This is a genomic window from Sinomicrobium sp. (assembly GCA_029266035.1).
Lineage (GTDB): Bacteria > Bacteroidota > Bacteroidia > Flavobacteriales > Flavobacteriaceae > Sinomicrobium.
In genome coordinates, this window is record JAJUFH010000029.1 from 1 (window position 1) to 26,755 (window position 26,755).

Below are 26,755 nucleotides of genomic sequence, written 5' to 3' on the forward strand. Positions count from 1 at the left end.
CACTATCCGCAGTTGTGAATTGCTTTCAAAAATTTGTAGATTTACAGGGATTCGTTCCAACTCAAAAGAAAGTTACGCCGCTAGAGAAGCTGTTGTGAATTGCTTTCAAAAATTTGTAGATTTACAGGGATTCGTTCCAACAGTTCATGTTGTAAAAATACGATGAAATGTGTTGTGAATTGCTTTCAAAAATTTGTAGATTTACAGGGATTCGTTCCAACTTCCTTAACCGCCAAACCTTCCTGGTATATGTTGTGAATTGCTTTCAAAAATTTGTAGATTTACAGGGATTCGTTCCAACATGGCAGGATTACGTCCTTCCAGCCAGGGCGTTGTGAATTGCTTTCAAAAATTTGTAGATTTACAGGGATTCGTTCCAACAGTTCAATGTTTATGTCCTCAAAACTATCCGTTGTGAATTGCTTTCAAAAATTTGTAGATTTACAGGGATTCGTTCCAACTTCCAATTGAATTTCATGATAATTAAATTAGTTGTGAATTGCTTTCAAAAATTTGTAGATTTACAGGGATTCGTTCCAACTAACTCAGGGTGGTATACACCAGTTGCTGTGTTGTGAATTGCTTTCAAAAATTTGTAGATTTACAGGGATTCGTTCCAACTTCCAAGGGCAAAATAGTATTAGTTATGGTGTTGTGAATTGCTTTCAAAAATTTGTAGATTTACAGGGATTCGTTCCAACGAAAACAATATCATCGTCAAAAGAAACTCAGTTGTGAATTGCTTTCAAAAATTTGTAGATTTACAGGGATTCGTTCCAACTGTCATGAACATATCTTTGTTCTCCTCTGTGTTGTGAATTGCTTTCAAAAATTTGTAGATTTACAGGGATTCGTTCCAACCCAGGGCAACACAATCATTAATTGCCCCGGGTTGTGAATTGCTTTCAAAAATTTGTAGATTTACAGGGATTCGTTCCAACCCAAAAAAATAAGAACATGTGCTTATATCCGTTGTGAATTGCTTTCAAAAATTTGTAGATTTACAGGGATTCGTTCCAACTTATGGGCATTATAAGTATAACACCACGGGGTTGTGAATTGCTTTCAAAAATTTGTAGATTTACAGGGATTCGTTCCAACAAATGTATGGAATGTAAGAAGAAGAAAGCAGTTGTGAATTGCTTTCAAAAATTTGTAGATTTACAGGGATTCGTTCCAACTCGTCACCCTGACTTTCAATGAGGAATCTCGTTGTGAATTGCTTTCAAAAATTTGTAGATTTACAGGGATTCGTTCCAACGCGGTAAAGAATCATGTGCAGACACTACACGTTGTGAATTGCTTTCAAAAATTTGTAGATTTACAGGGATTCGTTCCAACTTGAGAAAGCAATAAAAAAGTTTATCGATAGTTGTGAATTGCTTTCAAAAATTTGTAGATTTACAGGGATTCGTTCCAACAATATGTTAACAAAACAGACGAAAAACACAGTTGTGAATTGCTTTCAAAAATTTGTAGATTTACAGGGATTCGTTCCAACTCGTTCCAAACTGTAGGTAAACAACCGGCAGTTGTGAATTGCTTTCAAAAATTTGTAGATTTACAGGGATTCGTTCCAACACGGTTGTACAATGCTGCGTTGCACATGAAGTTGTGAATTGCTTTCAAAAATTTGTAGATTTACAGGGATTCGTTCCAACAAAAAGAATAGTAACGTGGGCGGAAAATCCGTTGTGAATTGCTTTCAAAAATTTGTAGATTTACAGGGATTCGTTCCAACATAGGTGCCATTCGCATCAATGTTTCCGTCGTTGTGAATTGCTTTCAAAAATTTGTAGATTTACAGGGATTCGTTCCAACTTTAAAATTTCTCTAATTGTAATTGTAATTGTTGTGAATTGCTTTCAAAAATTTGTAGATTTACAGGGATTCGTTCCAACGGGCATCATTCCGCTGTCGCTCCATTAAGAGTTGTGAATTGCTTTCAAAAATTTGTAGATTTACAGGGATTCGTTCCAACCGGAAGACTTCACATCAAATATTGGCTATAGTTGTGAATTGCTTTCAAAAATTTGTAGATTTACAGGGATTCGTTCCAACATTATCACTAACAAGGGCATTAACATCGGTGTTGTGAATTGCTTTCAAAAATTTGTAGATTTACAGGGATTCGTTCCAACTCAACAGCATTCTTCTTAAAGTACTCCCATGTTGTGAATTGCTTTCAAAAATTTGTAGATTTACAGGGATTCGTTCCAACACTATATGACAGCGGTAGATGAGAACTTCGGTTGTGAATTGCTTTCAAAAATTTGTAGATTTACAGGGATTCGTTCCAACCATCTTAAGATGCTCCATTTCTTCTTTACCGTTGTGAATTGCTTTCAAAAATTTGTAGATTTACAGGGATTCGTTCCAACGTACAAAGAAGTGCAGGAAAACAACCTGCCGTTGTGAATTGCTTTCAAAAATTTGTAGATTTACAGGGATTCGTTCCAACAAGCGACCAACAAAGCTCTAACGTGGAAATGTTGTGAATTGCTTTCAAAAATTTGTAGATTTACAGGGATTCGTTCCAACGGCAGCCACCTCTTCAGAACTCAGAGCAAGGTTGTGAATTGCTTTCAAAAATTTGTAGATTTACAGGGATTCGTTCCAACATAATTCTACGACTACAAAACCAAATCTTGGTTGTGAATTGCTTTCAAAAATTTGTAGATTTACAGGGATTCGTTCCAACCTCTCGGTACTGAATGCCTTTAGCGGTTAAGTTGTGAATTGCTTTCAAAAATTTGTAGATTTACAGGGATTCGTTCCAACACGAAGAAACAGTATATTTTCTGACGATGGGTTGTGAATTGCTTTCAAAAATTTGTAGATTTACAGGGATTCGTTCCAACTAATTCTACGACTACAAAACCAAATCTTGTGTTGTGAATTGCTTTCAAAAATTTGTAGATTTACAGGGATTCGTTCCAACAGAATTTCCATTGAAGAATATTGATGATATGTTGTGAATTGCTTTCAAAAATTTGTAGATTTACAGGGATTCGTTCCAACGAAGGCGCATTAATAAACTATAATCAATATGTTGTGAATTGCTTTCAAAAATTTGTAGATTTACAGGGATTCGTTCCAACAATCAAAGCGAATGGCCTGTAGGAGACCAAGTTGTGAATTGCTTTCAAAAATTTGTAGATTTACAGGGATTCGTTCCAACAGCAAGAGTGAAAAAATTTGCTTCACAAAAGTTGTGAATTGCTTTCAAAAATTTGTAGATTTACAGGGATTCGTTCCAACCAATGGAACTTCAAGTACAAATCAAAAGCAGTTGTGAATTGCTTTCAAAAATTTGTAGATTTACAGGGATTCGTTCCAACCCCCCCTGGTTAAATTTCTTTACCCCCGGTGTTGTGAATTGCTTTCAAAAATTTGTAGATTTACAGGGATTCGTTCCAACAAAACTTATCAAAGTGACCTATTCAATAACGTTGTGAATTGCTTTCAAAAATTTGTAGATTTACAGGGATTCGTTCCAACCATCCGCTGCAGAGCCAACAGACGGAAATATTTGTGAATTGATTTCAAAAATTTGTAGATTTACAGGGATTCTTTCCAACAGACGGTGAAGACGGTGTCAATGAAATCACGTTGTGAATTGCTTTCAAAAATTTGTAGATTTACAGGGATTCGTTCCAACGGTTCAGGACAATTATAAAATATAGTGAGAGTTGTGAATTGCTTTCAAAAATTTGTAGATTTACAGGGATTCGTTCCAACACTGATATGATTCATGCCGGAGAATTACGGGTTGTGAATTGCTTTCAAAAATTTGTAGATTTACAGGGATTCGTTCCAACCTCATTTAAATCTCTTTGTTTATAAGGGGTTGGGCGCTGAGAACGAAATCAAAAAAAGCAGGTTGTTTTGCAATGACCTGCTTTTTTGTTATCCATTTTTTTAATCCTGTCAAAACAATTCTAACTGCTGGGATGGAGGTGGTAAATCGGCTTCTTTTTGCCCGAAAAAGACCTCCATATTTCCAAACTGTTTGTCAGTAACACATAATATTCCGATTTTTCCGTGTTTAGGCAGATTGTTTTTGGTTCGCTTGATGTGAACTTCCGCATTTTCACGACTCGGGCAATGGCGGAGGTAAATGGAAAACTGAAACATCGTAAAACCGTCATCTATCAGTTGTTTGCGAAATCGAGTCGCTACATGACGGTCGCGTTTAGTCTCCGTTGGTAAGTCAAAAAATACGAGTACCCACATAATCCTATAGGCATTAAAACGATGCTGGTTCATCTTCTGCTCCGTTTAGTACATCACCGGATAGCGAATAGTCCGCAATTCGCCGGTAATACATTTGTACAGTGAAGAGGTGGTGCTGCTTACCGCCACCATAAGGGGACGAAGTTTTTGCATAATCATCACATCGCGGGTGGCGAGTTGAAGTAAATAGGCCTTGGCTTCTCTACTGAGTTTGTCATTACCCGGATGCTCTTCCATCCATTCGTATACCGCAAGATCAACATAAGGGCGGTAGGGTTCCATTATATCGTCGGCAAGACAATAGGCATTGTATTTATTTCGGTGAAAAATTCCCAAAGTTGGATTTAAACCGGAGCTTACCAAAGCCCTGGCTACAATGCTCCGCAACACTGCATATCCGAAATTCAGAAAATTATTTGGCATCTCCCCTTCTCTCTCCCGGGTAAAATTTTCAAATAACTGTTTCCAGTAATACTGCGCGGCAATGCCCTCCATATTAGTACTGTCGCCAGACCGCACTTGACCCATAAATTCGACCAAGGGTTGATGAGGCTTTCGGAGTTTTTTAAGCACCAACATCTGCTGGCTGATCTTGGCTTCTACGGTTTGCTTCCACAGCTGTTTTCGCAGGGGTTCGGAAACACTGATCTGTTGCTTTAGTCTTTCGGAGTGTTCTACGTGTCCACTCATAGGCAACATCATGGCAAATGGCAGGTGGTGGGCGTCGCAACTGATAACGGCCACATTGTTGCCTTGAAGGGCTACGATAAGCTGGTGACTGATAGTTACCTGATAATTGTCTAACATCAATACAGCCATATCTTCAACCGGAACAGATCCCTTTTCTTCCTGACTCTCCGGATCGATAACCTTTAACTGCTTATCCTTAAATTTTAGATAGGCCGGATTGCCGATGTAGATAGTGCGTTTAATCATAATTAAAGGTGGTTTGGTTGGGTTGTTATTCTTTATCGGGTTTACTTTTCTCCCATCTTATGGGATTGTTTACGATATATCGCGATATATGGTGATACGCCTCCTCGTTACGTATGATACGATCGTAGTAATTGCGCTGCCATATCTTAAAATCCGATTTTTTGATTTTTTCGGTTATATCGGTTGGGGCGGTTGGGGCGAATTGCAATTCGCCCTTACGGAGTTCCGGATCTGGGTATGGAGCGGATTCCTCTTCTTGATGGTAAATAAAATCCTTGATTCTTTTTATCGTCGCTATTTTATATCCCCTGACGATAGCGCCTATGGTATGGGAGGGAGATTTGAACTTTCCAAGCTCTCCTCCCTCCTCTTTTCGCTCCAAAATTTCAACTATGCCATGAAGGTGATCGGGCATAACTATAAATTCGTGTAAAGCTACGTTCTGCCTCACCTTTATTGTGTGCAACCATTCCTCTTTTGCAATCTGTCCATAAGAATTTAAGACCATCTTTCCATTGTCAATTTCACCAAATAAACACTCCCTTCCTCGAACACATAAGGTGATAAAATACAATCCCTGCTGTGCATAGTCATAGCCCTTAAGGCGTATGCTTTTACGACTATGAATATGGGGATTGGATTTGGACATTTATCTTATTTTTGAGTAAAATTTAATATTCTCCAACACTTACAATATCTCCAAGGTGATCTATGCGGACTTTAATAATATTATTCAAATTATTAGCACTTTGAATTACTTTATATGTAATCCCTTTTAGATTATTATTGACTTCAACGGTTGTTTCCAAATGATGTCTAAACCAAAAACCGGAAAGCAAAGATCCAAACTTCTGTACCCTAAACAAATTAGGACTGATTTCCTTTTTATTTTTCGGGTCTAATAAATCTATTTCATTTGGATTGAATCCGGTATTTTCATTCGGGAAAACAAACATTTCGTTTTGTTTCATAGTGAATAAAAATTGCCAACCCAAATGTTGGTTATAGGTTTTATCAATAATTGGTAAACCTTGATTGACTCTGATTACTGCTTCAAAGAACGAAACTACATTTTCCTGCAAGTTTCCTTTTTCATCTTTATAAACTGCAACGTGATGATTATTTCCGGTACTTACAAAATCGACAGGGATTTTATTTCCTTTTTCATCCAAGATTTCATTTCCTAAATGGTCTTTCTTGTAATGCAGAGATTCTGCGTTTTTCACACCACTTATGGTTACACGTTTAACGGAAATTCCTTTGGCTTCGTTCAACCAAATCGGATTTTTGTCTAAATCGGAAAAAGCCTTTTTGGCATCATTATCGAATTCTTTTAATCGATTTTTTAGTATTCTTTTTACGCCTTCATCTAAAACTTTATCGATTGATTTTTCATCCTTAAAGTTATCTGGATTAATATCTTTTCGAATAGAATAATCTTCTTCCAACCAAACTAACTTCACTTTTTCAGGAACTTTAATGTTTTGCTCTAAACTGATATAAATCGGATTTTTGCTCAACGTATTTTTCCCACCAAATGCTTTTTTAGGATCGTTTCCATTTTCAGAAAGACGTTTTAATAATGCTTTTTTATAAGTTGGGTTCGCTACTTTTTCAATCGTTTCTATATCAAACTTAGTGCCTACCTTCTCTTCTTTACTTTCATAATAATGATATTTACCGTAAACCGTTTCTTTATGTAATTGTCCTCTTGGCGTTAAGACTTCTTGTGGTTTGTCTTTACCTGAAATCTTATTTTTATTTTTAGTAACTACTTTATTTTTCGCTTTGTGCGAAATCAGTATCTTTTCCAAATATTCTTTGGCAACTTGACGGAAATTTGGAATAGGCTCTTTAAATACACGTTTTTTGTTTCCATCGCTATCAACCTTAGTCTCTGTTTCTACTTTCTCAATAGCAATAATATTACCGTGCAACTTGTGATTTTCATTCTTTCGGGCATTTAGATAATTCAAATATTGGATGTGATTGTACTTAGTAAAAGCCACAGTCAAAGCATCCATAGCATGATGGCGATGGTCGTTTCGCTTTGTCCAGTCTTTAATCACTTCTACTTTTTGTCCAAATTTACGTTCCTGCATTTCGGTCAAACCCAAAGCACGGTATTTTGGAAGATTTAATTCCTTCATCACATTAATCAATCCCCAATCATCTCTCAATCGGCCTGTAATACTACCCGAAGTTGAAACAACCGATTTGGTGATTTTAAACAACATTTCTTTTGCCTTTTTGGCAATGTATTGGCTTTCTCTTAAGTCACGTTCTATAAATCCATCGCCTATTTCCGATTCTTTTTTAAGTAATTTTTGGTATTTGGCTTTGGATATTCCTTCGCCTTTATTCTTTAAATTTAAATCATATAATGCTTTAATTCTCTCTTCATAATCCTTAGTATCACCATATTTAGAAGAAATATAATCATAAGCCGTTTGATTACCTTTTGCAAGATTTATTTTTCTATATACAATTGTTTTGTTGGAAAAACTGTCGTCAAACAATCTAGATTGCGGAATGATGTGCTCTATATCTACTTGCTTACTAAAAATAATTTCTCTCGGAATATATTCGTTCGTATATAAATCTTTATAACCGTTATTTTTTAACTCCTCATATAAACGATAACGGATGATATCGTTTCGAGTTGGATTTTTTATTCCAAATTCAGTCTGTAAAATTTTAAAAATCTTTTCGTGATTTGTTTTAGCCTTATTTATTCCTATAGTCATTTCTGCTCTTTCGGAAGCATTTTTCTTTAACTCCCTTGCAAGTTCTATTCGAATTTCATCGAATTTAAAGTTGGGATCTTCTTCTCTGTTTTTTTCTAATAACGAGTTGACCACATTCACCATCTGATTGAGAATTTTCTCCACCACTGGATTACGCAAGCTATTCTTTTTTAGCAACTCCAATTTATCATCTAACTGCCTGTTTTCTATCTCCTCTTTGGTTAGGGAATGTTTAGAATGACGGTAACCAGCTAACTCACAGGCAGTGCTATATTTATTTTCTTTAATAAACGGATAAACCTTTCTCATCGCTTTGGAAGAAAGATTTCCATAATCTTCCGATAAAGTAATATTTGCCAAAATTTGACTGTGCTCCTTTTTAAATCCAAATTTATCCGCTAATAACTCGTATAATTTATCATTACCACTTTGAGAATTATCACCTTCATAAGAATACAGTAAATGCCATAATTGATACGATTTCTGTTGTTCAAAATCTTTCCCTTCTAATTCAGCATCAAAATCAAGAATTTCAGCATCTATATCCAATACTTTAAAAATATCCCGAATCATACCTTTTATCTTATGAGCGGGAACTTTCAAGTGATCCAATTCAACTTCATCTTTATTGGATTTTACTTTCAGCAAATCCTTTACGTCATACCCTTCTATATCTACAATTTTTAAATAAGCTTCATAAAGGGCTTTATTTGTCCGATTACCTTCTAATTCAGAATAATTGATTTCCCATTCACTAGGTTTATATCCTAATAATTCGATGATTTTATTGGCTTTTAAATTTCCTTTGAGATTCAATTCATCGAATAAGATCTTCTTTGCCTCTAAATCAAGTTCAAATATTTCTTTTTCGTCGTCAAATAGACTTCTCTGATTATCCTGTCTTACTACTCTTTTTTTACTTCCCTTTTTACGGATTAAAACGTTGTTGAGATTTTGCCAAATCTTAAATTCCTGAAATAATGGTGAAGATTTTGGTGCTACTTTTAATCCTATAGTCTTCTTTTTACCTCCAACTAAAATCTCTTTGCTTTCAAACTCACAGAAGCTGATCAATCCTTTTTGAGATTTCAGTTTCCGCTGGTAAAAAATAACAATATCCCTAATTTCAGTTTTGAGTTCTTCTGTTAATTCGGAGTGATATTGAGATTGAACTTCCCATATTTTTTCAAACTCATCCAAATAATCTTGACGGTAAAATACTTGATTTTTTAGTAGTGTATGTCTATTTTCCTGAAGTTGTTTAAACAAATACTGACCAACCGTTTGCTTATTGAAATACAACTCCTTACTTCGGTCTGAAATTGCACCGAGGTAGCCACTTGAATTATTGAGGTTGTTGTTTATTTCTGTTAAAACAAAAGCCACCTCTTCCTTTTCTAATTGCTTTGAGGTTGCTTCACTTCGCCATTTATAGGACTGTATTTTTTTTTCTTCTCTTGTTCCTTTGTTTTCAGCAGTATTGAATTTATATTTTGTCCAAAACAAACCAGAGGTAGCTCTTTGTCCCTTTCCTTTTAGCTCCTGATAAAATTCGTCTGTCAGGATTTCAGGATAAAACTGTTTTTGGAAACCCCATATTTTATCAAATTCCGCCTGCAAATCTGAACGATAAAAATCAGGAATTGATTTTTTACCCTCTTGTAAAAGTTGATAAACCAATTGCCCGCAAGTTATTCTTTCATCGTATAGCCGCTTTGCAACAGCCATTCCATCAATTGTCTGGCCTTCGTCTTCATTTTTGGCTTTTCGGGAACTTTTATAACCGCGTTTTTTATTAATTGCCAAAAACACACGGGCCAATTCCTCCTTTTCAATCCGTTCAAGAACCGATTTTGCTCTTAATTCCCAAGTTTGATGCGTCGTATTTTTTCCGTTTTCAGCGAGTATTGTACTTTGATCAATAATATTTGCATCCCGTAAAACCTTAATTAGATTTTTTCGTCTGTCTTGATAACGATCAAGGTTTCTTCTCGCCCCTCTTTTTAAAGTTCTGTCTGCATTTGTCGTGATGCTTTTTCCTTTCTCAAAATTTTGTTGCTCATCAACAGTAAGTGGAATTACACGAACTCCGATTTGTTTAATTTCTGACCGTTTTACATCCTCTCTTTCAATCACATGTGCAAATCCAATCGAGTTAGTCCCCAAATCCAATCCTAAAATTCTTTTCATAATTAAAAACAGTAATGGTTAGTTAGTGTTCTTTATATAATTCAAACCTCACTTTTATACCAAAAAGCCGGTTTAAAATAATAATAAAAACCGTAATTTACGGAAAACCTTATAAAAGACAAATTATTTTTGTATATTCGCTTTACAAATTTTTTGAATGCAATTCACAATAAGGATTATTCCGTTGTGAAAACATTTGGATTGCTCCTTGTCCATAATCAGGGAGCATTTTTTTTTGCCTTAGCAACTCTTTTACTTCTCCCTCCCCCAAGCCAAAACCCTAACTCCCGGAGAATAATGTACCTTATCGGGTTGTCCTTTTAGCAGGCTCTCGAACCTCGGGTAGTCGACCTTTAGATCGTGGATTTGGAGCTCTTGCACCGGCCATTCTATATGGTGAATTTGGAAGGTATTGATGTGGTGGGCGCTGTCTTGAAACAAGGCGTATCGCTCGGTAAGCCAGAGGTCTGATTGGGATTTTATGGATAATGGAGGCCCGGATGTATAGCGGATATAGAAGTGATCGTTATATGGGGCATTAAAAGACTGGTAAGTATTGGGTGTGCGTTTCATATCGGAAAACCGATACGGAAGTCCGGAAAGGGCTTTGGCTATTTTACACGACAGGGCGGTTCCGCCTTCTATGCTTAGAAAATAGACGCCGCTTATTGTTCCGGAGCGCACATAGGTTCTGATATTGATCTCGTGAAAGTCGGATATAGGTGGAAATGCCGGCAGATATCTCGGTCTGATCTTTTCCATATTAAAAGCCACCACAGACACCCAAGGTTTACCGTCTAAAAGGTCGATTTGCAGTTCCTGAGGAACCCATGGACGCAATTCGCTTAGCTCCACCTGCCAATGCAAAAAGACGGCATCGTTCCACTCCTGGTAATACTTCCAGTTTCCGGAAGGTATAGGCCAGGGTCTGTGACTCGTTTTATGTAGTATATCTCGTATGCTCATAACAATATAAAGTACATCACTGCTATCGCTTGTACTTTGTCAATTCCCCTACCTCACGCCATGCATCATTTTTTTCAATACGGGATTCAGTAAAAATATCAGTACTCCGGCAACCATGGGTACTATAGTAAATATCAGGAAAAACACCGACAAGCTGTATTGCGAAGTAATATTTTCTATCTGTCCGCCCAAAACGGCAGCGAGTTTGTTTCCGATGGCTATGGCGAGATACCACATACCAAACATCAGGGCGATCATCCGCGCGGGCACTAATTTACTCACATAGGAGAGTCCGACAGGCGACAGACAAAGTTCGCCAAGGGTGTGGAAAAGGTAAGCTAAGATAAGCCATATCATACTCACTTTTACCGTTCCTGAAACTCCGTATGCCCCCCAAGCTAAGAGTCCGAAGCCTATTGCCATTATAATGAGTCCTAATGCGTATTTGTTGGCTGCAGAGGGGTTGTACTTACTCTCCCACCACTTGGAGTAGAAAGAGGCAAAGACTATGATAAAAAAGGAATTGAGTATACTAAACCAAGAGACAGTGATTTCGATTTGATTGTCTTTTACTTGGGTTATGGTAGCTTCTATTACTCTGTGATCTTTGCGACCTAATTCTTGTGCATTTTGGTATGCGAGAGACAGTCGGTTATCGCCGAGATAGCCAAAGGCTGTTTCGTCGTTGTCTTTGGCGATAATAGGTATGATGTCGCCCTCTTTAAAGCTTTCGGGTTCTTCTATGGTTATGGTTCTTTCCAAAACCTTGGCTCCTTCCGGTACTTCTGTGTTTTCGGATATACCTATATACAATACTTTTTCATTTCCCTCATCGTCGGTTGTTATCTTTTCATAAGCGGTATAGGTAACATCGTAGGCTACGGTATTGAAATCTCTCGAGATCATCCAGCCCACTATGCCCCACATCAGCAGGAAGCAAACTACTAAAACTATATTGGATCCCGGTATTTTGTAATAGGTCTTTTTCCACAGCAGATACAGTACCCACGATATGATGAGCAGTGGAATTACGGTGAGCAGGGTATTGACCACATTAAAGATCACCGCTGCATTTCCCGACAGCGATCGGTCTACATTATCTCGGGCAAACAGTATGAGCGATGATGCTCCTTGCTCGAAAGAAAGCCAGAAAAACACGGTAAAGAAGGCAAATATGATAAAGGCAAACATACGATCTCTCACTACGGCGGAATAGCGCAGTATCCTTCCGATTACCAAAAACAGGAAGAGTGCTAAGGCAAACAATACTGCCACATATTGCCCTTCTAATTTCCCGATTTGAAGCGCGGAAAACATGTCTATATCAGCTATTTTAGACATGGGGTCGTTTATGGCGTATCCCAGTCCTATAACACTACACAGCACTATGAGTATTTTGTCTAAGAGGGTAAACGGATTGGGTTTTTCTTCTTCTTCTTTAGCGGATTGTATTGCCGCATTTACAGTCTGTTCTTCGCTTTCTACAGCTGCTGCGACATTTCGGTCGGCGGGCTTACCTCCTATTTTACCAAACAGATTGCCCGACAGCCAGAACTGCAGTGTTCCTAACAGCATAAATATTCCGGCCAGACCGAATCCCCAGCTCCATCCTACTTTTTCGGCCAAGTAACCACAGAGCATCATTCCGAAAAATGCACCGGCATTGACGCCCATATAGAAGATGGTATAGGCTCCGTCCTTCTTCCCTTCTTGGCCTTTGTACATCTCAGAGATGATGGAAGTAATATTGGGCTTAAAGAAGCCGGTTCCTATCACCAATAAGGCGAGTCCGAGATAAAGGGAAAATTCGGTCTCCAAGGCCATACAGGCGTGTCCGAGTGCCATGATAAGCGAGCCGATAACTACGGCCCAGCGGTAGCCGGTATATTTGTCGGCTATAATACCTCCAATTATGGGAGTGATATACAACAGCATGGCATAGGTACCGAATAGGGCTCCGGCATTTTCGGCCGACCATTCCCAACCTGGATTATAGCCAACGGCGGCCATGGTGAGGAAATTGACGAGCAGCACTCTCATTCCGTAGAATGAAAAACGCTCCCACATTTCGGTAAAAAACAATACAAAGAGTCCGCCGGGATGACCTAGCACCTTATCTTTAAACAGATTTTCTATATCGGTATTCAAGGGTAAAAATTTTTATGATTTCACTTATTCACAACTCGTTTAAAACAAGTGTATTTTTCCAATGCTTTTTCAAAAATATGGTTATTTCCACTCCCCGTGTGTGGGATAGGCTCTTTCGTACTGATTGGGCCATTTTTCAATGCTTTCACCTTCTAAGATATGGGCGGCATAGAGCGGAAAATAGGGGTTTCGAAGGCTCTCTCGGGCAATTAGTATCAAATCGGCTTCTCCATTTTGTAAAATAGCTTCGGCCTGTTGAGGGGTATTGATGAGTCCGACGGCACCAGTAGGTATATCGGCTTGTTTTCTGATTTGGGCTGCAAAGGGTACTTGATAATTGGGTTTTGCGGGAATCTCGGCCAGCACATTACCCCCCGTAGAGGTATCGATAAGGTGTATGCCCAATGCTTTGAGTTCGGTAGCGAGTTTTACGGAATCTTCAATACTCCATCCCCCTTCAGTCCAGTCGGTTGCTGAAATGCGAACTATAAAGGCTCTTTCTTTTCCCCAGACTTCCTGTATAGCTCGTGCGGCTTCGAGGGTAAAGCGTATGCGGTTTTCAAAACTTCCCCCGTATTGGTCTGTGCGCTTATTGCTCAGCGGTGAATAAAACTGATGTAGCAAATAGCCGTGAGCGGCGTGTAATTCTATCAGGTCGTATCCCGCTTCGAGCGCTCGCTTTGCAGCAGCTTTAAAGCTGTTTATACATTCTTTTATTTCACTGAGGGTCAATTCTTGAGGGGCTATTTCCCCTTGTCCGAAAGCAATGGGCGACGGTCCTTTTGTAATCCAACCATTGGGATGCTCCGCAACTATTTGTCCGCCTCCATCCCAGGGTTTTTCGCAGCTGGCTTTTCGGCCGGCATGGGCTAGTTGTATTCCTATTTTGCTTCCTTGGCGGTGTACAAAATCGACTATTCGCTTCAGGGGGGCTATATGCTCGTCTTTCCAAATTCCGAGATCTCCGTAGGTTATCCTCCCTTCCGGAACTACCGCTGTGGCTTCCTGTATGATGAGTCCGGCACCACCTACTGCTCTCGACCCAAGATGTACAAGATGCCAATCTTCGGCCAATCCGTCTGTTGCGGTATACTGACACATGGGAGAAATAACTATGCGGTTGTTCAGTGTAATATTTCCTAACTGATAAGGACTTAAGAGTAGTGATTTACCATTCATAGTGTTATAATTCTTTGTAAAAGAAGTGTCAAATGTAATAAAACCCGAGCTTATATTTCTTAATGTTAAATTAAAAAAGGGCTACCTTTAGGCAACCCTTTCTCTATTTTGGCAAAATAAAAACCGATTACCACTGAAACAGCGGTCTAGTTTTCATCAGATTATTCACTTTTTCGCGTACGCCTTCTAGCACTGCCTCGTCGGTGTGATTGGCAACCACCTCATCGATGAGCTCTACCACGGTTTTCACGTCCTCTTCTTTAAGTCCGCGTGTAGTAATGGCCGAGGCTCCGATACGTATTCCGGAAGTTACAAAAGGAGATTTATCGTCAAAGGGCACCATATTCTTGTTTACCGTAATATCGGCTTTTACCAGCGCTTCTTCGGCTTCTTTACCGGAAATGTTTTTGTTTCTCAGGTCGATCAGCATCATGTGATTGTCTGTTCCTCCGCTGATTACCTTATATCCTTTTTCTACAAACAGTGCCGCCATAGTCTGTGCATTTTTGCGGACCTGTAGTGCGTAGTGCAGGAAATTGTCGGTAAGCGCCTCTCCGAAAGCGACAGCTTTGGCTGCGATGATATGCTCTAAGGGTCCTCCCTGATTTCCGGGAAATACAGCGCTATCTAAGAGTGAAGACATCATACGTGGCTTGCCGTTTTTAAGGGTGATTCCGAAGGGGTTCTCAAAATCTTTACCCATCATGATGATTCCTCCTCTCGGTCCTCTCAGCGTTTTGTGAGTGGTGGTGGTAACGATATGACAATGCGGAACAGGATCGTTGAGTATGCCTTTGGCGATAAGTCCGGCAGGGTGTGATATATCGGCAAAGAGAATAGCTCCTACACTGTCGGCAATCTCGCGGAAGCGTTTGAAATCTATATCTCTAGAATAAGCAGAAGCCCCAGCGATGATGAGCTTGGGTTGCTCTCTTTTAGCGATCTCTTCTATCTTGTCGTAATTGAGGGTTCCGGTTTCTTCTTCCACTCCGTAAAAAACGGGATTGTATAGCTTACCGGAAAAGTTTACCGGCGAACCGTGGGTGAGGTGACCTCCGTGAGATAGGTCAAATCCGAGTATTTTATCCCCCGGATTCAGACAGGCGTGATACACTGCCGTATTGGCCTGAGATCCGCTGTGGGGTTGTACGTTGACCCATTCGGCTCCAAACAAAGCCTTGGCGCGCTCTATGGCTACAGTCTCTACCTCGTCTACCACTTCACATCCTCCGTAGTAGCGCTTTCCGGGGTATCCCTCCGCATATTTGTTGGTCAAAACCGAACCGGCAGCTTCCATAACCTGTTCGCTTACGAAATTCTCCGAAGCGATCAGTTCCAGTCCGTGTAACTGGCGTTCTTTTTCAGCTTCGATCAGTTCAAAAATCTGTTCGTCTCGTTGCATTATTTATAATTTCAAAGTTCTATAATTTCTGTTTTAGTTTTCCGCATTTTCCTTTTTCAACAAGCTGTTCCCGTACCCCTGTTTACTCTTTATTTACTTCCTGCTAAGGGTACTATGAACAACTTTCATTAAGAAAAGCCAAAAATAACAAATACATTCGGTAAATTGGGCGAAAATAATATCTTTGAACACAATTTTATCAAACATAAATCAACAATTTCGCTATGCCTATCTCTGCCAACGACCCCAATAGAACATCGTGGATACCGGTAAGTTCCGACTCCGATTTCCCTATACAGAATATTCCGTTTGGTGTTTTTCTCACAAGAGACGACGTTATTACCATAGGAACTCGCATTGGAAATACGGCCATAGACCTCGGAGCATTACACCAATTGGGATACTTTGACGGTATTCCTCTTACAGACGACATCTTCCTTCAAGACAGTCTGAACGATTTTATATCCGACGGAAAGAAGACTTGGCGATTGGTGCGCAATCGCATTGCAGAATTGTTTGATGCGGAAAACAGCAAATTGAGAGATAACGAAAAACACAGACACATAGTACTGTTTACTCTCGACGAGATAGAAATGCAACTGCCGGTTCAGATTGGCGACTATACCGATTTTTACAGTAGCAAAGAGCACGCTACCAATGTAGGAAAGATGTTCAGAGATCCGGAAAATGCCTTACTGCCCAACTGGCTTCACATTCCCGTAGGTTATCACGGAAGGAGTTCTTCTATAATTCCCTCCGGTATTTCGGTACGACGCCCCATGGGGCAAATACTACCTCCGGGAGCGGATACTCCTGTGTTTAAAGCCTCGGAGAGAGTAGATTTTGAGCTCGAAATGGCTTTTATAACTACCGACGCCAACGCATTAGGCGAGCCTATACCGGTAAATGAGGCGGAAGATTATATTTTTGGGATGGTGTTGTTTAACGACTGGAGCGCACGCGATATACAGAAGTGGGAATACGTTCCGCTCGGTCCGTTTCTGGCTAAAAACTTTGCTTCCTCTATGTCGCCGTGGATTGTAACTATGGATGCCCTGGAGCCCTTTCGCGTTGCCGGTCCGAAACAAGACCCCAAGCCACTACCCTATTTGCAATACGAAGGAGACAAGAGTTTTGATATACAGCTAGAAGTGTCGCTCACCCCCGAAAACGGAAAGGCGCAAACCATTTCGAAAAGCAATTTTAAATATATGTACTGGACTATGGCACAGCAATTGGCGCACCATACGGTAAATGGCTGTAATGTAAATTCGGGCGACTTGATGGGGAGCGGGACTATTTCCGGACCTACTCCCGACAGCTACGGTTCGCTGTTGGAGCTGAGCTGGGGTGGAAAAAATCCGCTTAAGTTAAACGACGGCAGTGAGAGAAGCTTTCTCGAAGACGGCGATACGGTGACTATGACCGGATATTGCCAAAACGACAAGGTGCGCATTGGCTTTGGAGAAGTATCGAACAAACTGCTACCAGCTAGAAAGTGATTTAGTTTATAATACGTTTTAAATACTAATGCTAAAAGAAAAATGAAAAACACAGCATTGACTGAAACCCATATTGCTCTCGGAGCCAAAATGGTACCCTTTGCCGGATACAATATGCCGGTACAATACGAAGGTGTGAATATCGAACACGAAACCGTGAGAAATGCAGTCGGGGTTTTTGATGTGAGCCACATGGGAGAATTCCGAATTTCGGGAAGTGGTGCCCTAGATTTAATACAGTACATCTCTTCAAACGACGCTTCTAAAATCGCTATTGGTAAAGCTCAGTACTGCTATATGCCCAACGAAGAGGGCGGAATTGTAGACGACCTGATTGTTTACCGTCTCGGCGATAACGAATATCTCTTGGTGGTAAACGCGTCTAATATAGAAAAGGACTGGAATTGGATAAGTAGCCACAACACTTTTGGAGCTGTGATGGAAAACTTGTCCGACAACTATTCGCTACTGGCTATTCAAGGTCCGAAAGCCATTGAGGCCATGCAGTCGCTTACCGAAGTCGACTTGAGTGCTATTCCCTTTTACAGCTTTGAAATAGGCAAATTTGCGGGTGTTGACGATATCATTATATCGGCCACCGGATATACCGGAAGTGGCGGATTTGAGATCTACTGTAAGAATGAAAGTATACAACAGGTATGGGACAAGGTATTTGAAGCCGGAGCTGATTTCGGAATAAAACCTATCGGACTGGCAGCGAGAGATACCCTTCGATTGGAAATGGGATATTGCCTGTACGGAAACGACATAGACGACACTACTTCTCCTCTTGAAGCGGGATTGGGGTGGATTACCAAATTTACTAAAGACTTTGTAAACGCAGAGGCACTTAAAGCTGAAAAGGAAGCCGGCGTAGCACGCAAATTGGTAGGCTTTGAATTAGTAGAAAAAGGCATACCGCGCCACGATTACGAAATCGTAAACGAGGAGGGTGAAAAAACAGGACGGGTTACCAGCGGTACTATGTCGCCCAGCCTTGGCAAAGGTATAGGTTTGGGGTATGTTCCTGCGGATAAGGCAGAGCCGGGAAGTACTATTTATATTCAAATCAGGAAAAAGGCAGTAGCTGCCAAGGTGGTAAAACTTCCTTTTTACAAGAAATAACAATTCAGAGACACCATAAAAGGTAGCTCGCTAGCATTGCGTGTCTCGCAAATTTTGCGGGACACGCTTTATTTAAAAAAACAGCGACTATAGTGAAACGCATATTAATATTAGGAGGCAGCGGATTTTTGGGAAGTACTCTCTACAGGGAATTACACCCCTATTACGACACCTATGCCACCTATTTCACTAATGGATCGATGGCGGGGAATCAGCATTTCTATTCGTTTAATCACGAAACAGATGATGTGGAGTCCCTTATCAGAGAAATTAAGCCTGCCTGTATTATTTCGGCAGTAAAAGGCGACTTTGAATCGCAGGTAGCACTGCATAGGGAAATCACCACCGTTATTGCCAAGCGAGATATCCGAATTATCTTTCTCTCATCGGCCAATGTGTTTGACGCTTTTAGCAATTTTCCCTCCTACGAATACGACAAGACTCTTTCGGAAAGTGTGTATGGAAAGTTTAAGATAAAAATTGAAAATATGCTGTTGCGTCTACCGGTATGGCAGTACGTTATTGCCCGTATGCCTATGGTATTCGGCCCTAATTCTCCCCGCTTGCAAGAACTGAAATACTTTCTAGAACACAAGGAAGCTTACGAGGTATTTCCCGATTTGGTGATGAATGCCACCGCTGCCGATATATTCGCACGACAGATACACTACATCATCAACCGCCACCTGAGCGGTATCTACCACCTCGGAAGCCGAGATCTGATACATCACGACGAATTTATAAGAAATATCACCGAAGAACTCGGATACGAACGCCCCTTGTTTAAAAAAGTCTACACCCGAAACACCGACCGCTTCCTCGCCGTTTTACCCAAAGACAACAAGCTCCCTAAACAGTATCAACTGCAGGTGGAAGATGTGGTGAAGAGTACGGTGCTGCGGTGAGGTGGAGACGCGGTGAGGTGGAGACTTGGAGATCAGTTATCACTCATTACCCCATCAACCCAATAACCGTCTATTAGTTCTTAGTTGGTAGTTCGTAGTGTTTTCTGCATTTTTGTTTTTCTGTGTTTTCGTTCTTTCGTTTTTTTGCGTTTTTGTTCTTTCGCTTTGTAAGAACCATACTTTGATACTTCCCAAGCTCGAAGCCTTTTCAGAAATAAGCTTAATTCCTGCGGAATCGCGTTTGCGCAGCAAAAGGAGCGTGTAGCAGGAATTAAGCTGGTTTCCCGGTGGGCCGGGAAAATTTCCTTAAAGGCTTCTTGATTTTTTGCTTCGTTTTGTATCAAGACAAAATGAAGGAAGGAAGGAAATGTTTTGGTTAGTTTGTAGTTCGTAGTTTGTAGTTTTATGGTTTGACTTAACTTATTAACCTAATAACCCAATAACTCAATAATAGTTGATTAGTTCGTAATTTTGTCTCAATAACCCAATAACCACACAACTGAAAAATGATTTTCCAAACCGCTATAGGCGACATACAAGGATGGAGAAACGGCAAGCTGATCCGAGCTACGGGTATTCCTTATGCCAAGGCGGATCGCTATGGTATCCCGGAAGAGGTTGAGCTTTCTCCTATTCCTTTTCCGGCTGTAAAAAAATCACCCGCTTGTCCACAAAATTTATCTCAAAAAACAAGTACACTAATGAAGAGAAATATTATGGAAGGGCTGACGTTTACAGAACACTGTCAGTACTTGTCCATAAGTCTTCCACTCGCTCCACCCCCATCAACCGGCAGACCGGTAATGGTGTGGATACACGGCGGATCGTATACCTCGGGTGCAGGTGATTCGCCTATGTACGACCCTCGTCTTTTGGTTGAAGAGCACGACCTTATTGTAGTGAACATCAACTACAGGCTCGGAATTTTGGGATTTCTCGGCGGATACGGAAATATACCTGCCAATTTAGGTTTGATAGATATCATAGCGGCATTGAAATGGATTAAAAAACATATTTCATCATTCGGCGGAGACCCGGAAAACATCACCCTATTCGGACAGTCGTCGGGTGGTGATGCCATAGCCCACCTCATGCTGGCAGACGATGTGACTACACTTTTCCACAAGGTGATTATACAAAGTGCTCCTCTCGGTATCAGAAAAGACAAGAGCGCTATGATACAGAAAATGATTTCACGTGCCGAGACCTTACCTAAAGATGCCGACATTGACGAGCTGTTGAAACTCCAAAACGAGCTGGTGCTTTCTATGAAGCGCTTCGGACTAAAAGGAGGTATGCCTTTTGGAGTGCAATACGGCCACTACCCTCTTCCACGTGAAGAAGATGCCGAAAAAATATGGCGAGAGCGTGCAAAACAGTGGAGCGTACTGATAGGTTGGACAGAACGTGAAACCTCTGTCTTTGTTCCTTTTAGCAGCAAGCTCAAAGCTGTTGGAAAAATACCTGGGCTGGGAAAAGTTGTATTGGAATGGTTTATCAGAAAGACTACAGACCGGATATATCGCAATCCGGCAAAGGCTTTTGCTCAGAATATAGTTACCAACGGTGGTAGTGTTTACTGCTACAATATGAACTGGGGGCATAAAAACAACAATATCAGAGCTTCACATATTTCGGATATAGCCCTGCTGTTTGGCAGTGTTGAGCTCCTGCAAGACTCTGCTTTTGGCCGTGGAAAATCGATAGAAGAGTTGAAGCGGGACGGAGAGGAGATACGAAAGATATGGAGTCGATTTGCACGAACAGGAAATCTCGAAGAAGACAGAATAGTTCCGGGAATTGTCAGCTATTACAACTCGTCTAACTCTTGAGAAAAAAATTACCACAAATAAGTTTTACAAGCTGGTGGTAAATAGTATTTTTGCGTTTAGAGCCTTTGTGGACAGTCGTCCTAAAGACTTAGAAATACACTCATCAGTTTGCTGACGACAACAACTCGAGACAAGCGGATTAGTGAAACCATAAACAGATACACTGAATGATAACAACAGAACAGGTCAAAGACCTTATTGAACGCCTTGGCGCGTTAAGGAGGTATCTTTGACGTAGATGCCAAACGCATAGAGATACAAAACGAAGAAGAAAAGACCTTTGCCCCCGATTTTTGGGATAAGCCCAAGGAAGCAGAACTGCTGATGCAATCGCTCAGAAGTAAGAAAAAATGGGTAGAGGGCTATGAAGAAGGTAAAACCCTTGTGGCCGACTTAGAGGTATTGTACGATTTTTACAAGGAAGGCGAAGTCGATGCTGAGGAGGTAGAAGCACAATACGAACAAACGCTTTCGCATATAGAGCAGTTGGAATTTAGAAATATGCTCTCTGAAGAAGGTGACGCTATGAGCGCCGTATTGCAGATTACCGCCGGAGCCGGAGGTACCGAGAGCTGTGACTGGGCTTCTATGCTTATGCGTATGTACCTGATGTGGGCAGAATCGCAGAAATACAAGATCAAAGAACTAAACTATCAGGAAGGGGATGTAGCCGGAATAAAGACGGTTACATTAGAGATTGAAGGCGAATTTGCTTTCGGATGGCTCAAAGGAGAGAATGGGGTGCACCGCTTGGTGCGTATATCGCCATTTGACAGCAATGCCAAACGACACACTTCTTTTGCCTCGGTATATGTATATCCGCTTGCAGACGACAGTATTGAGATCGATATCAATCCGGCAGACATCAGCTTTGAGACCATGCGCTCCAGCGGGGCGGGCGGACAAAACGTAAACAAGGTGGAAACCGCAGTACGACTACGACACCACCCTACGGGTATCGTTATCGAAAACTCAGAAACCCGCTCACAGCTAGACAATAAAACCAAGGCAATGCAGCTTCTCAAATCGCAGCTTTACGAAATAGAATTGAAAAAACGACAGGAAAAGCGCGCAGAAATCGAAGCCGGAAAAATGAAGATAGAATGGGGCTCGCAAATACGCAATTATGTGATGCACCCCTATAAGCTGGTAAAAGATGTGCGAACAGGAAAAGAATCGACCGATGTAGATGCTGTAATGGACGGAGAAATAGACCCTTTTCTCAAAGCCTATCTCATGATGATGGGCCAAAAAGAAACGGAATCATAGGGGAGAATGGCGTTTAGAGCAAAACGCAATGTCATTCCGATGGTAGGCCTGTCCGCCGTAGGAGGAAGGAATCTAAGACTATAAACTATAAACTAAGAACTACACATGATCAAAATATACCACAATCCGCGCTGTAGCAAATCACGTCAGGGATTGGCTATTTTGGAAGCTTCCGGAAAAGATTTTGAAATAGTGAGGTATCTGGACGATATACCCTCGGAAAAGGAATTACGGGAAATAATAAAACTCCTGGGAATACGCCCTATAGAATTGGTGCGTGTAAACGAAAGTATTTGGAAAGAAAAATACAAGGGAAAAGAATTATCGGACGACGAAATTATCAGTGCTATGGTCACTCATCCAAAACTGATTGAACGCCCTATTGTTATTTCAGGTGAAAAGGCCGTTGTAGGACGACCACCAGAAACTATTGAAAGCATTATTTAGTTATCGGTATTAAAAAAAATGCCTTGTTGCAAATAGCACTTCTTCTGAAAAAACTTCAAGGCTATTCCATTTCAAATTAGACTAAGTGATAAAAACACGGTAAAATTCAATTCTAAACATCCTGCCGCCGAATACTGAGTTAGAATTACATTATTTTTTATATAATTTTTTATATACAAGTATTTTTTTTGCTTAGATATCGATATAATATTAAATTTGGAAGCTTGAAAATATGCATTGATTTCAAAATGGACATTTTCAAAGGCAATCAATACTGTTTGATATAAACTCAAATCAGCTACAGTGGCTGTTAATATTGCTCGGATGAATAGGGAATTAAAATCCACCAATAGAAGAAATTTTATCAAATCGGCTTCACTGGCTTCCGCGGGATTATTGGGATTGCAGGGAATACAAGCTATGGACACTCCGTCGCAAGAGCTCTCTTCCACTCCCTCACTTCCTAAAAATCTCACCGTAGTTTTTCAAGGCGATTCGATTACCGATGCCGGTAGAAACCGCGAACACTACTATCCCAATCAAGTGCGTGGATTGGGACTCGGATATGTATTCAATGCCGTGAGTCGTATGATGGCAGCTCACCCTCAAACCGAGTGGACCATCTACAACCGTGGGATTAGCGGTAATAAGGTGTATCAACTCGCCGATCGATGGAATGACGATTGCCTACAGCTACAACCCGATGTACTCAGTATTCTTATCGGAGTAAACGATTTTTGGCATAAGATAAACGGCGATTACAACGGAACCGTAGAAGTGTATGAACAGGATTTTAGCGCCTTGCTCGATCGTACCAAACAAAAGTTTCCTGATTTAAAACTCATTATAGGCGAGCCCTTTGCCGTAAATGGAGGTACAGCCATTACCGATAAATGGCATCCTGATTTTAACGCTTATCGCGAAGCGGCACGTAGAGTGGCCGACAGCTATAAGGCGGTGTGGATTCCGTATCAGGAAATTTTTGACGAAGCTCTAAAAACCGCTCCTGCCTCCTACTGGTGTCCCGATGGGGTACATCCCTCTATACCCGGAGCCTACCTGATGGCTGATGCCTGGATAAAAGCCTTTGAAAGCATATTCTAACACCATACTTCTAAAATATTCACGAGAAACCAACCAAGATTTTCTTTTGTGAACTAAAAACCCCGGTAGTTTTCCGGGGTTTTTAATTTCAGATAATCTTTGTCTAAAGGGAGGAGTTATGTTATGCTAATTTTTACGAGATTAAGAACGCAAAAAACTTTTATAGCTAACAGTGTTACAGCTTCTTGGCATTCTTAACCTTCTGATTGGTAATAGCAAAATCGAGAACCTCGCTCATATCGCTCACATAGTGGAAAGTAAGCCCTTTGAGATATTCGGGTTTGATTTCTTCTATGTCTTTTCTGTTATCTTCACACAGTAGTATCTCTTTGATTCGAGCGCGCTTGGCGGCGAGTATTTTTTCCTTGATTCCACCTACGGGGAGTACCTTACCGCGAAGGGTAATCTCGCCGGTCATAGCAAGGCTCTTCTTAACTTTTCGCTGTGTAAAGAGCGAAACCAGTGAAGTGAGCATAGTGACCCCTGCACTCGGACCGTCTTTAGGGGTGGCTCCTTCGGGTACGTGTATATGTACATTGTATTTGTCGAAGATCTCAGGAGCTATTCCGAGTTCTTCGGCATTGGCTTTGATATACTCCATCGCTATGGTGGCCGACTCTTTCATCACCTTTCCGAGATTACCGGTAATGGAAAGGTTTCCCTTTCCTCTTGAAAGAATAGATTCTATAAAGAGTATATCTCCCCCTACACTAGTCCAGGCCAGTCCGGTGACTACTCCTGCAACCTCGTTATTCTCGTATTTGTCTCGCTCCAAACGGGCGGGACCTAATACTTTTTCTATATCTTCTAAAGTTACATTTACATTGTACTCCTCTTCCATCGCGATGGATTTTGCAGCATAGCGCACCATCTTGGCCACCTGTTTTTCCAATCCCCTTACCCCCGATTCGCGGGTGTATCCTTCTACTATTTTTTCAAGACCTTTTTTATTGATCTTTAAATCGGTAGACTGCAAACCGTGTTCTTTGAGCTGTTTGGGCAGTAGGTGTCTTTTGGCAATTTCCACCTTTTCCTCTATGGTGTATCCGGTAACATTGATAATCTCCATTCTATCGCGAAGCGCTGGCTGTATGGTACTCAGATTGTTTGCTGTAGCGATAAACATGACTTTGGAGAGATCGTAACCCAATTCCAGAAAATTGTCGTAAAAAGCGGTATTCTGCTCCGGATCGAGTACTTCGAGCATAGCCGAAGAAGGATCACCTGAATGACTGGACGAGAGTTTGTCTATTTCGTCCAGTACAAATACCGGATTGGATGTTCCTGCCTTTTTAAGCGACTGAATAATACGTCCGGGCATAGCTCCTATATAGGTTTTGCGATGTCCTCTTATTTCGGCCTCGTCTCTGAGTCCGCCCAGTGATATCCTCACGTATTCTCTGCCCAAAGCCTCGGCAACCGACTTGCCTAAAGATGTCTTCCCCACTCCGGGAGGTCCGTACAGACACAGTATGGGCGATTTCATATCATTGCGCAACTTGAGTACGGCGAGGTATTCTATAATACGTCGTTTTACCTCATCCAGCCCGTACTGATCGCGATCTAATATACGCTGTGCTCTTTTCAAATCGAACTTGTCTTTGGAATAGGTATCCCAAGGGAGTTCGAGTAGCAGGTCGAGATAATTGCGCTGTACCGAATATTCGGCCACCTGCGGATTCATACGCTGCATTTTGCCCAACTCCTTATCGAAGTGCTCTTTTACTTTCTTATTCCATTTTTTCTTTTGAGCCTTCGCTCGCATCTCCTCTACTTCCTCTTCATACGATACCCCTCCGAGCTCTTCTTGTATGGTTTTCATTTGCTGATGCAGGAAATATTCCCGCTGTTGCTGATCCATATCGTAGCGCACCTTAGACTGTATATCGATTTTCAGTTCGAGTTTCTGAAATTCAACATTCAGGTATTTGAGGGTAGCCAAGGCTCGTTCTCTGAGATTACTCATCTCTAAGAGCTCCTGTTTCTCCTCCACTCTGAGGTTCATATTGGAAGACACAAAATTCACCAAAAACGAACCGCTGTCTATGTTTTTAATAGCAAATGAAGCCTCTGTCGGGATATTAGGGCTGTTTTTAATGATCTGTAGCGACAACTCCTTTATCGATTCAATAATGGCGATAAACTCGGGATTGTCGCGGTCGGGTCTAACTTCTTCCACCCCCTTAATCGAAGCTCTTATATAAGGTTCTGTACTGATTACACGATCTATTTCAAAACGCTTTTTCCCCTGTATAATCACTGTAGTGTTTCCGTCGGGCATTTGCAATACCCGCAAAATACGGGCTACGGTACCCACGGTATTGATATCGTCTACCGAAGGGTTTTCTACCCCCTCGTCTTTCTGTGATACAACACCTATGGTCTTGTTTCCGTTGTTGGCATCTTTGATAAGCCGTATCGACTTATCTCTTCCCGCAGTAATGGGTATTACTACTCCCGGAAACAGGACAGTATTGCGCAAAGGCAAGATGGGAAGCTCTGCAGGAAGTTCTTCCTTGTTGATTTCTTCTTCATCTTCCGGAGTCATTAAAGGTATGAGTTCGGATTCTTCGTCTATTCCTTGAAATGACAAATTGTCAATATTTAAAAACTTTGTTTTAGCCATAAGATATCTATAAGTCATTCTGTCATTGAGACAGATTTACAACGCATATCGATTGTAGCATAATTTGCTTAAAACCAACGCGCATTCTTTAATTCAATTCTGCACACGGGTATAGAGCAATAGTTATGCCAAGCCATCGCC

Annotated in this window: 16 protein-coding genes and 1 CRISPR repeat array; of the genes, 7 read left to right on the forward strand and 9 right to left on the reverse strand. The window is 40.9% G+C overall.

Annotation, left to right across the window (positions count from 1 at the left end):
* The first annotated feature begins 11 nt into the window (after nt 1–11).
* Nucleotides 12–3,821: direct repeats of the CRISPR family, unit length 50 nt; unit sequence GTTGTGAATTGCTTTCAAAAATTTGTAGATTTACAGGGATTCGTTCCAAC.
* Between the two features lie 109 nt (nt 3,822–3,930).
* The 8 genes from cas2 to glyA form a co-directional block, all read right to left on the reverse strand.
* Entirely contained in the window at nt 3,931–4,269 is a 339-nt protein-coding gene (gene cas2 / locus ACYZZR_RS11625) for a CRISPR-associated endonuclease Cas2 (RefSeq protein WP_461534180.1), read from the reverse strand.
* 12 nt (nt 4,270–4,281) lie between these two features.
* Complete coding sequence (cas1, locus tag ACYZZR_RS11630) at nt 4,282–5,172, reverse strand: type II CRISPR-associated endonuclease Cas1 (RefSeq protein WP_461534181.1); 891 nt, start codon at nt 5,170–5,172, stop codon at nt 4,282–4,284.
* Between the two features lie 25 nt (nt 5,173–5,197).
* Nucleotides 5,198–5,821, reverse strand: coding sequence for a transposase (locus tag ACYZZR_RS11635; RefSeq protein ID WP_461534182.1), 624 nt, complete (start codon nt 5,819–5,821; stop codon nt 5,198–5,200).
* 22 nt (nt 5,822–5,843) lie between these two features.
* The gene (gene cas9 / locus ACYZZR_RS11640; RefSeq protein WP_461534183.1) at nt 5,844–10,109 is read right to left on the reverse strand and encodes a type II CRISPR RNA-guided endonuclease Cas9; all 4,266 of its coding nucleotides are present in this window, start codon (nt 10,107–10,109) and stop codon (nt 5,844–5,846) included.
* A gap of 252 nt (nt 10,110–10,361) precedes the next feature.
* Nucleotides 10,362–11,075, reverse strand: a complete 714-nt coding sequence (locus tag ACYZZR_RS11645) for a YqjF family protein (protein WP_461534184.1) — start codon at nt 11,073–11,075, stop codon at nt 10,362–10,364.
* Nucleotides 11,076–11,123: 48 nt separating this feature from the next.
* Complete coding sequence (locus ACYZZR_RS11650) at nt 11,124–13,223, reverse strand: peptide MFS transporter (protein WP_461534185.1); 2,100 nt, start codon at nt 13,221–13,223, stop codon at nt 11,124–11,126.
* 81 nt (nt 13,224–13,304) lie between these two features.
* Nucleotides 13,305–14,402, reverse strand: a complete 1,098-nt coding sequence (locus tag ACYZZR_RS11655) for an NADH:flavin oxidoreductase/NADH oxidase (protein WP_461534186.1) — start codon at nt 14,400–14,402, stop codon at nt 13,305–13,307.
* A gap of 127 nt (nt 14,403–14,529) precedes the next feature.
* Nucleotides 14,530–15,804, reverse strand: a complete 1,275-nt coding sequence (gene glyA / locus ACYZZR_RS11660) for a serine hydroxymethyltransferase (RefSeq protein WP_461534187.1) — start codon at nt 15,802–15,804, stop codon at nt 14,530–14,532.
* A 224-nt stretch (nt 15,805–16,028) separates the two neighbouring features.
* Between glyA and fahA the strand changes: the two genes are divergently transcribed.
* The 7 genes from fahA (at nt 16,029) to ACYZZR_RS11695 (ending at nt 23,988) form a co-directional block, all read left to right on the forward strand.
* Complete coding sequence (fahA, locus tag ACYZZR_RS11665) at nt 16,029–17,306, forward strand: fumarylacetoacetase (protein WP_461534188.1); 1,278 nt, start codon at nt 16,029–16,031, stop codon at nt 17,304–17,306.
* A 42-nt stretch (nt 17,307–17,348) separates the two neighbouring features.
* Nucleotides 17,349–18,431 (forward strand): glycine cleavage system aminomethyltransferase GcvT, encoded by a 1,083-nt coding sequence (gene gcvT, locus ACYZZR_RS11670; protein WP_461534189.1) that lies wholly within the window; start codon nt 17,349–17,351, stop codon nt 18,429–18,431.
* 92 nt (nt 18,432–18,523) lie between these two features.
* Entirely contained in the window at nt 18,524–19,336 is an 813-nt protein-coding gene (locus ACYZZR_RS11675; RefSeq protein WP_461534190.1) for a sugar nucleotide-binding protein, read from the forward strand.
* A gap of 506 nt (nt 19,337–19,842) precedes the next feature.
* A complete protein-coding gene (locus ACYZZR_RS11680) occupies nt 19,843–21,168 on the forward strand; it encodes a carboxylesterase family protein (RefSeq protein ID WP_461534191.1) in 1,326 nt (441 codons plus the stop codon).
* Nucleotides 21,169–21,335: 167 nt separating this feature from the next.
* A protein-coding gene (gene prfB / locus ACYZZR_RS11685) for a peptide chain release factor 2 (protein ID WP_461534192.1) occupies nt 21,336–22,437 on the forward strand; the annotation gives its coding sequence in 2 pieces (ribosomal slippage) (nt 21,336–21,398 and nt 21,400–22,437; 1,101 coding nt in all).
* 105 nt (nt 22,438–22,542) lie between these two features.
* Nucleotides 22,543–22,884: an arsenate reductase (glutaredoxin) gene (gene arsC, locus ACYZZR_RS11690; protein ID WP_461534193.1), complete on the forward strand. Its 342-nt coding sequence runs from the start codon at nt 22,543–22,545 to the stop codon at nt 22,882–22,884.
* A 324-nt stretch (nt 22,885–23,208) separates the two neighbouring features.
* Nucleotides 23,209–23,988 carry an SGNH/GDSL hydrolase family protein gene (locus ACYZZR_RS11695; protein ID WP_461534194.1) on the forward strand — a complete coding sequence of 260 codons (780 nt, stop codon included), beginning with the start codon at nt 23,209–23,211 and terminating at the stop codon, nt 23,986–23,988.
* Nucleotides 23,989–24,163: 175 nt separating this feature from the next.
* Here the strand turns inward: ACYZZR_RS11695 and lon are convergent, their stop codons facing one another.
* Nucleotides 24,164–26,614 carry an endopeptidase La gene (gene lon / locus ACYZZR_RS11700; RefSeq protein WP_461534195.1) on the reverse strand — a complete coding sequence of 817 codons (2,451 nt, stop codon included), beginning with the start codon at nt 26,612–26,614 and terminating at the stop codon, nt 24,164–24,166.
* Nucleotides 26,615–26,755 lie beyond the last annotated feature (141 nt).

Coding starts and splice junctions, on each gene's coding strand:
- cas2 (WP_461534180.1), bottom strand. CDS start 4,269: ATGAACCAGCATCGTTTTAATGCCTATAGGATTATGTGGGTACTCGTA.
- cas1 (WP_461534181.1), bottom strand. CDS start 5,172: ATGATTAAACGCACTATCTACATCGGCAATCCGGCCTATCTAAAATTT.
- ACYZZR_RS11635 (WP_461534182.1), bottom strand. CDS start 5,821: ATGTCCAAATCCAATCCCCATATTCATAGTCGTAAAAGCATACGCCTT.
- cas9 (WP_461534183.1), bottom strand. CDS start 10,109: ATGAAAAGAATTTTAGGATTGGATTTGGGGACTAACTCGATTGGATTT.
- ACYZZR_RS11645 (WP_461534184.1), bottom strand. CDS start 11,075: ATGAGCATACGAGATATACTACATAAAACGAGTCACAGACCCTGGCCT.
- ACYZZR_RS11655 (WP_461534186.1), bottom strand. CDS start 14,402: ATGAATGGTAAATCACTACTCTTAAGTCCTTATCAGTTAGGAAATATT.
- glyA (WP_461534187.1), bottom strand. CDS start 15,804: ATGCAACGAGACGAACAGATTTTTGAACTGATCGAAGCTGAAAAAGAA.
- fahA (WP_461534188.1), top strand. CDS start 16,029: ATGCCTATCTCTGCCAACGACCCCAATAGAACATCGTGGATACCGGTA.
- gcvT (WP_461534189.1), top strand. CDS start 17,349: ATGAAAAACACAGCATTGACTGAAACCCATATTGCTCTCGGAGCCAAA.
- ACYZZR_RS11680 (WP_461534191.1), top strand. CDS start 19,843: ATGATTTTCCAAACCGCTATAGGCGACATACAAGGATGGAGAAACGGC.
- arsC (WP_461534193.1), top strand. CDS start 22,543: ATGATCAAAATATACCACAATCCGCGCTGTAGCAAATCACGTCAGGGA.
- ACYZZR_RS11695 (WP_461534194.1), top strand. CDS start 23,209: ATGAATAGGGAATTAAAATCCACCAATAGAAGAAATTTTATCAAATCG.
- lon (WP_461534195.1), bottom strand. CDS start 26,614: ATGGCTAAAACAAAGTTTTTAAATATTGACAATTTGTCATTTCAAGGA.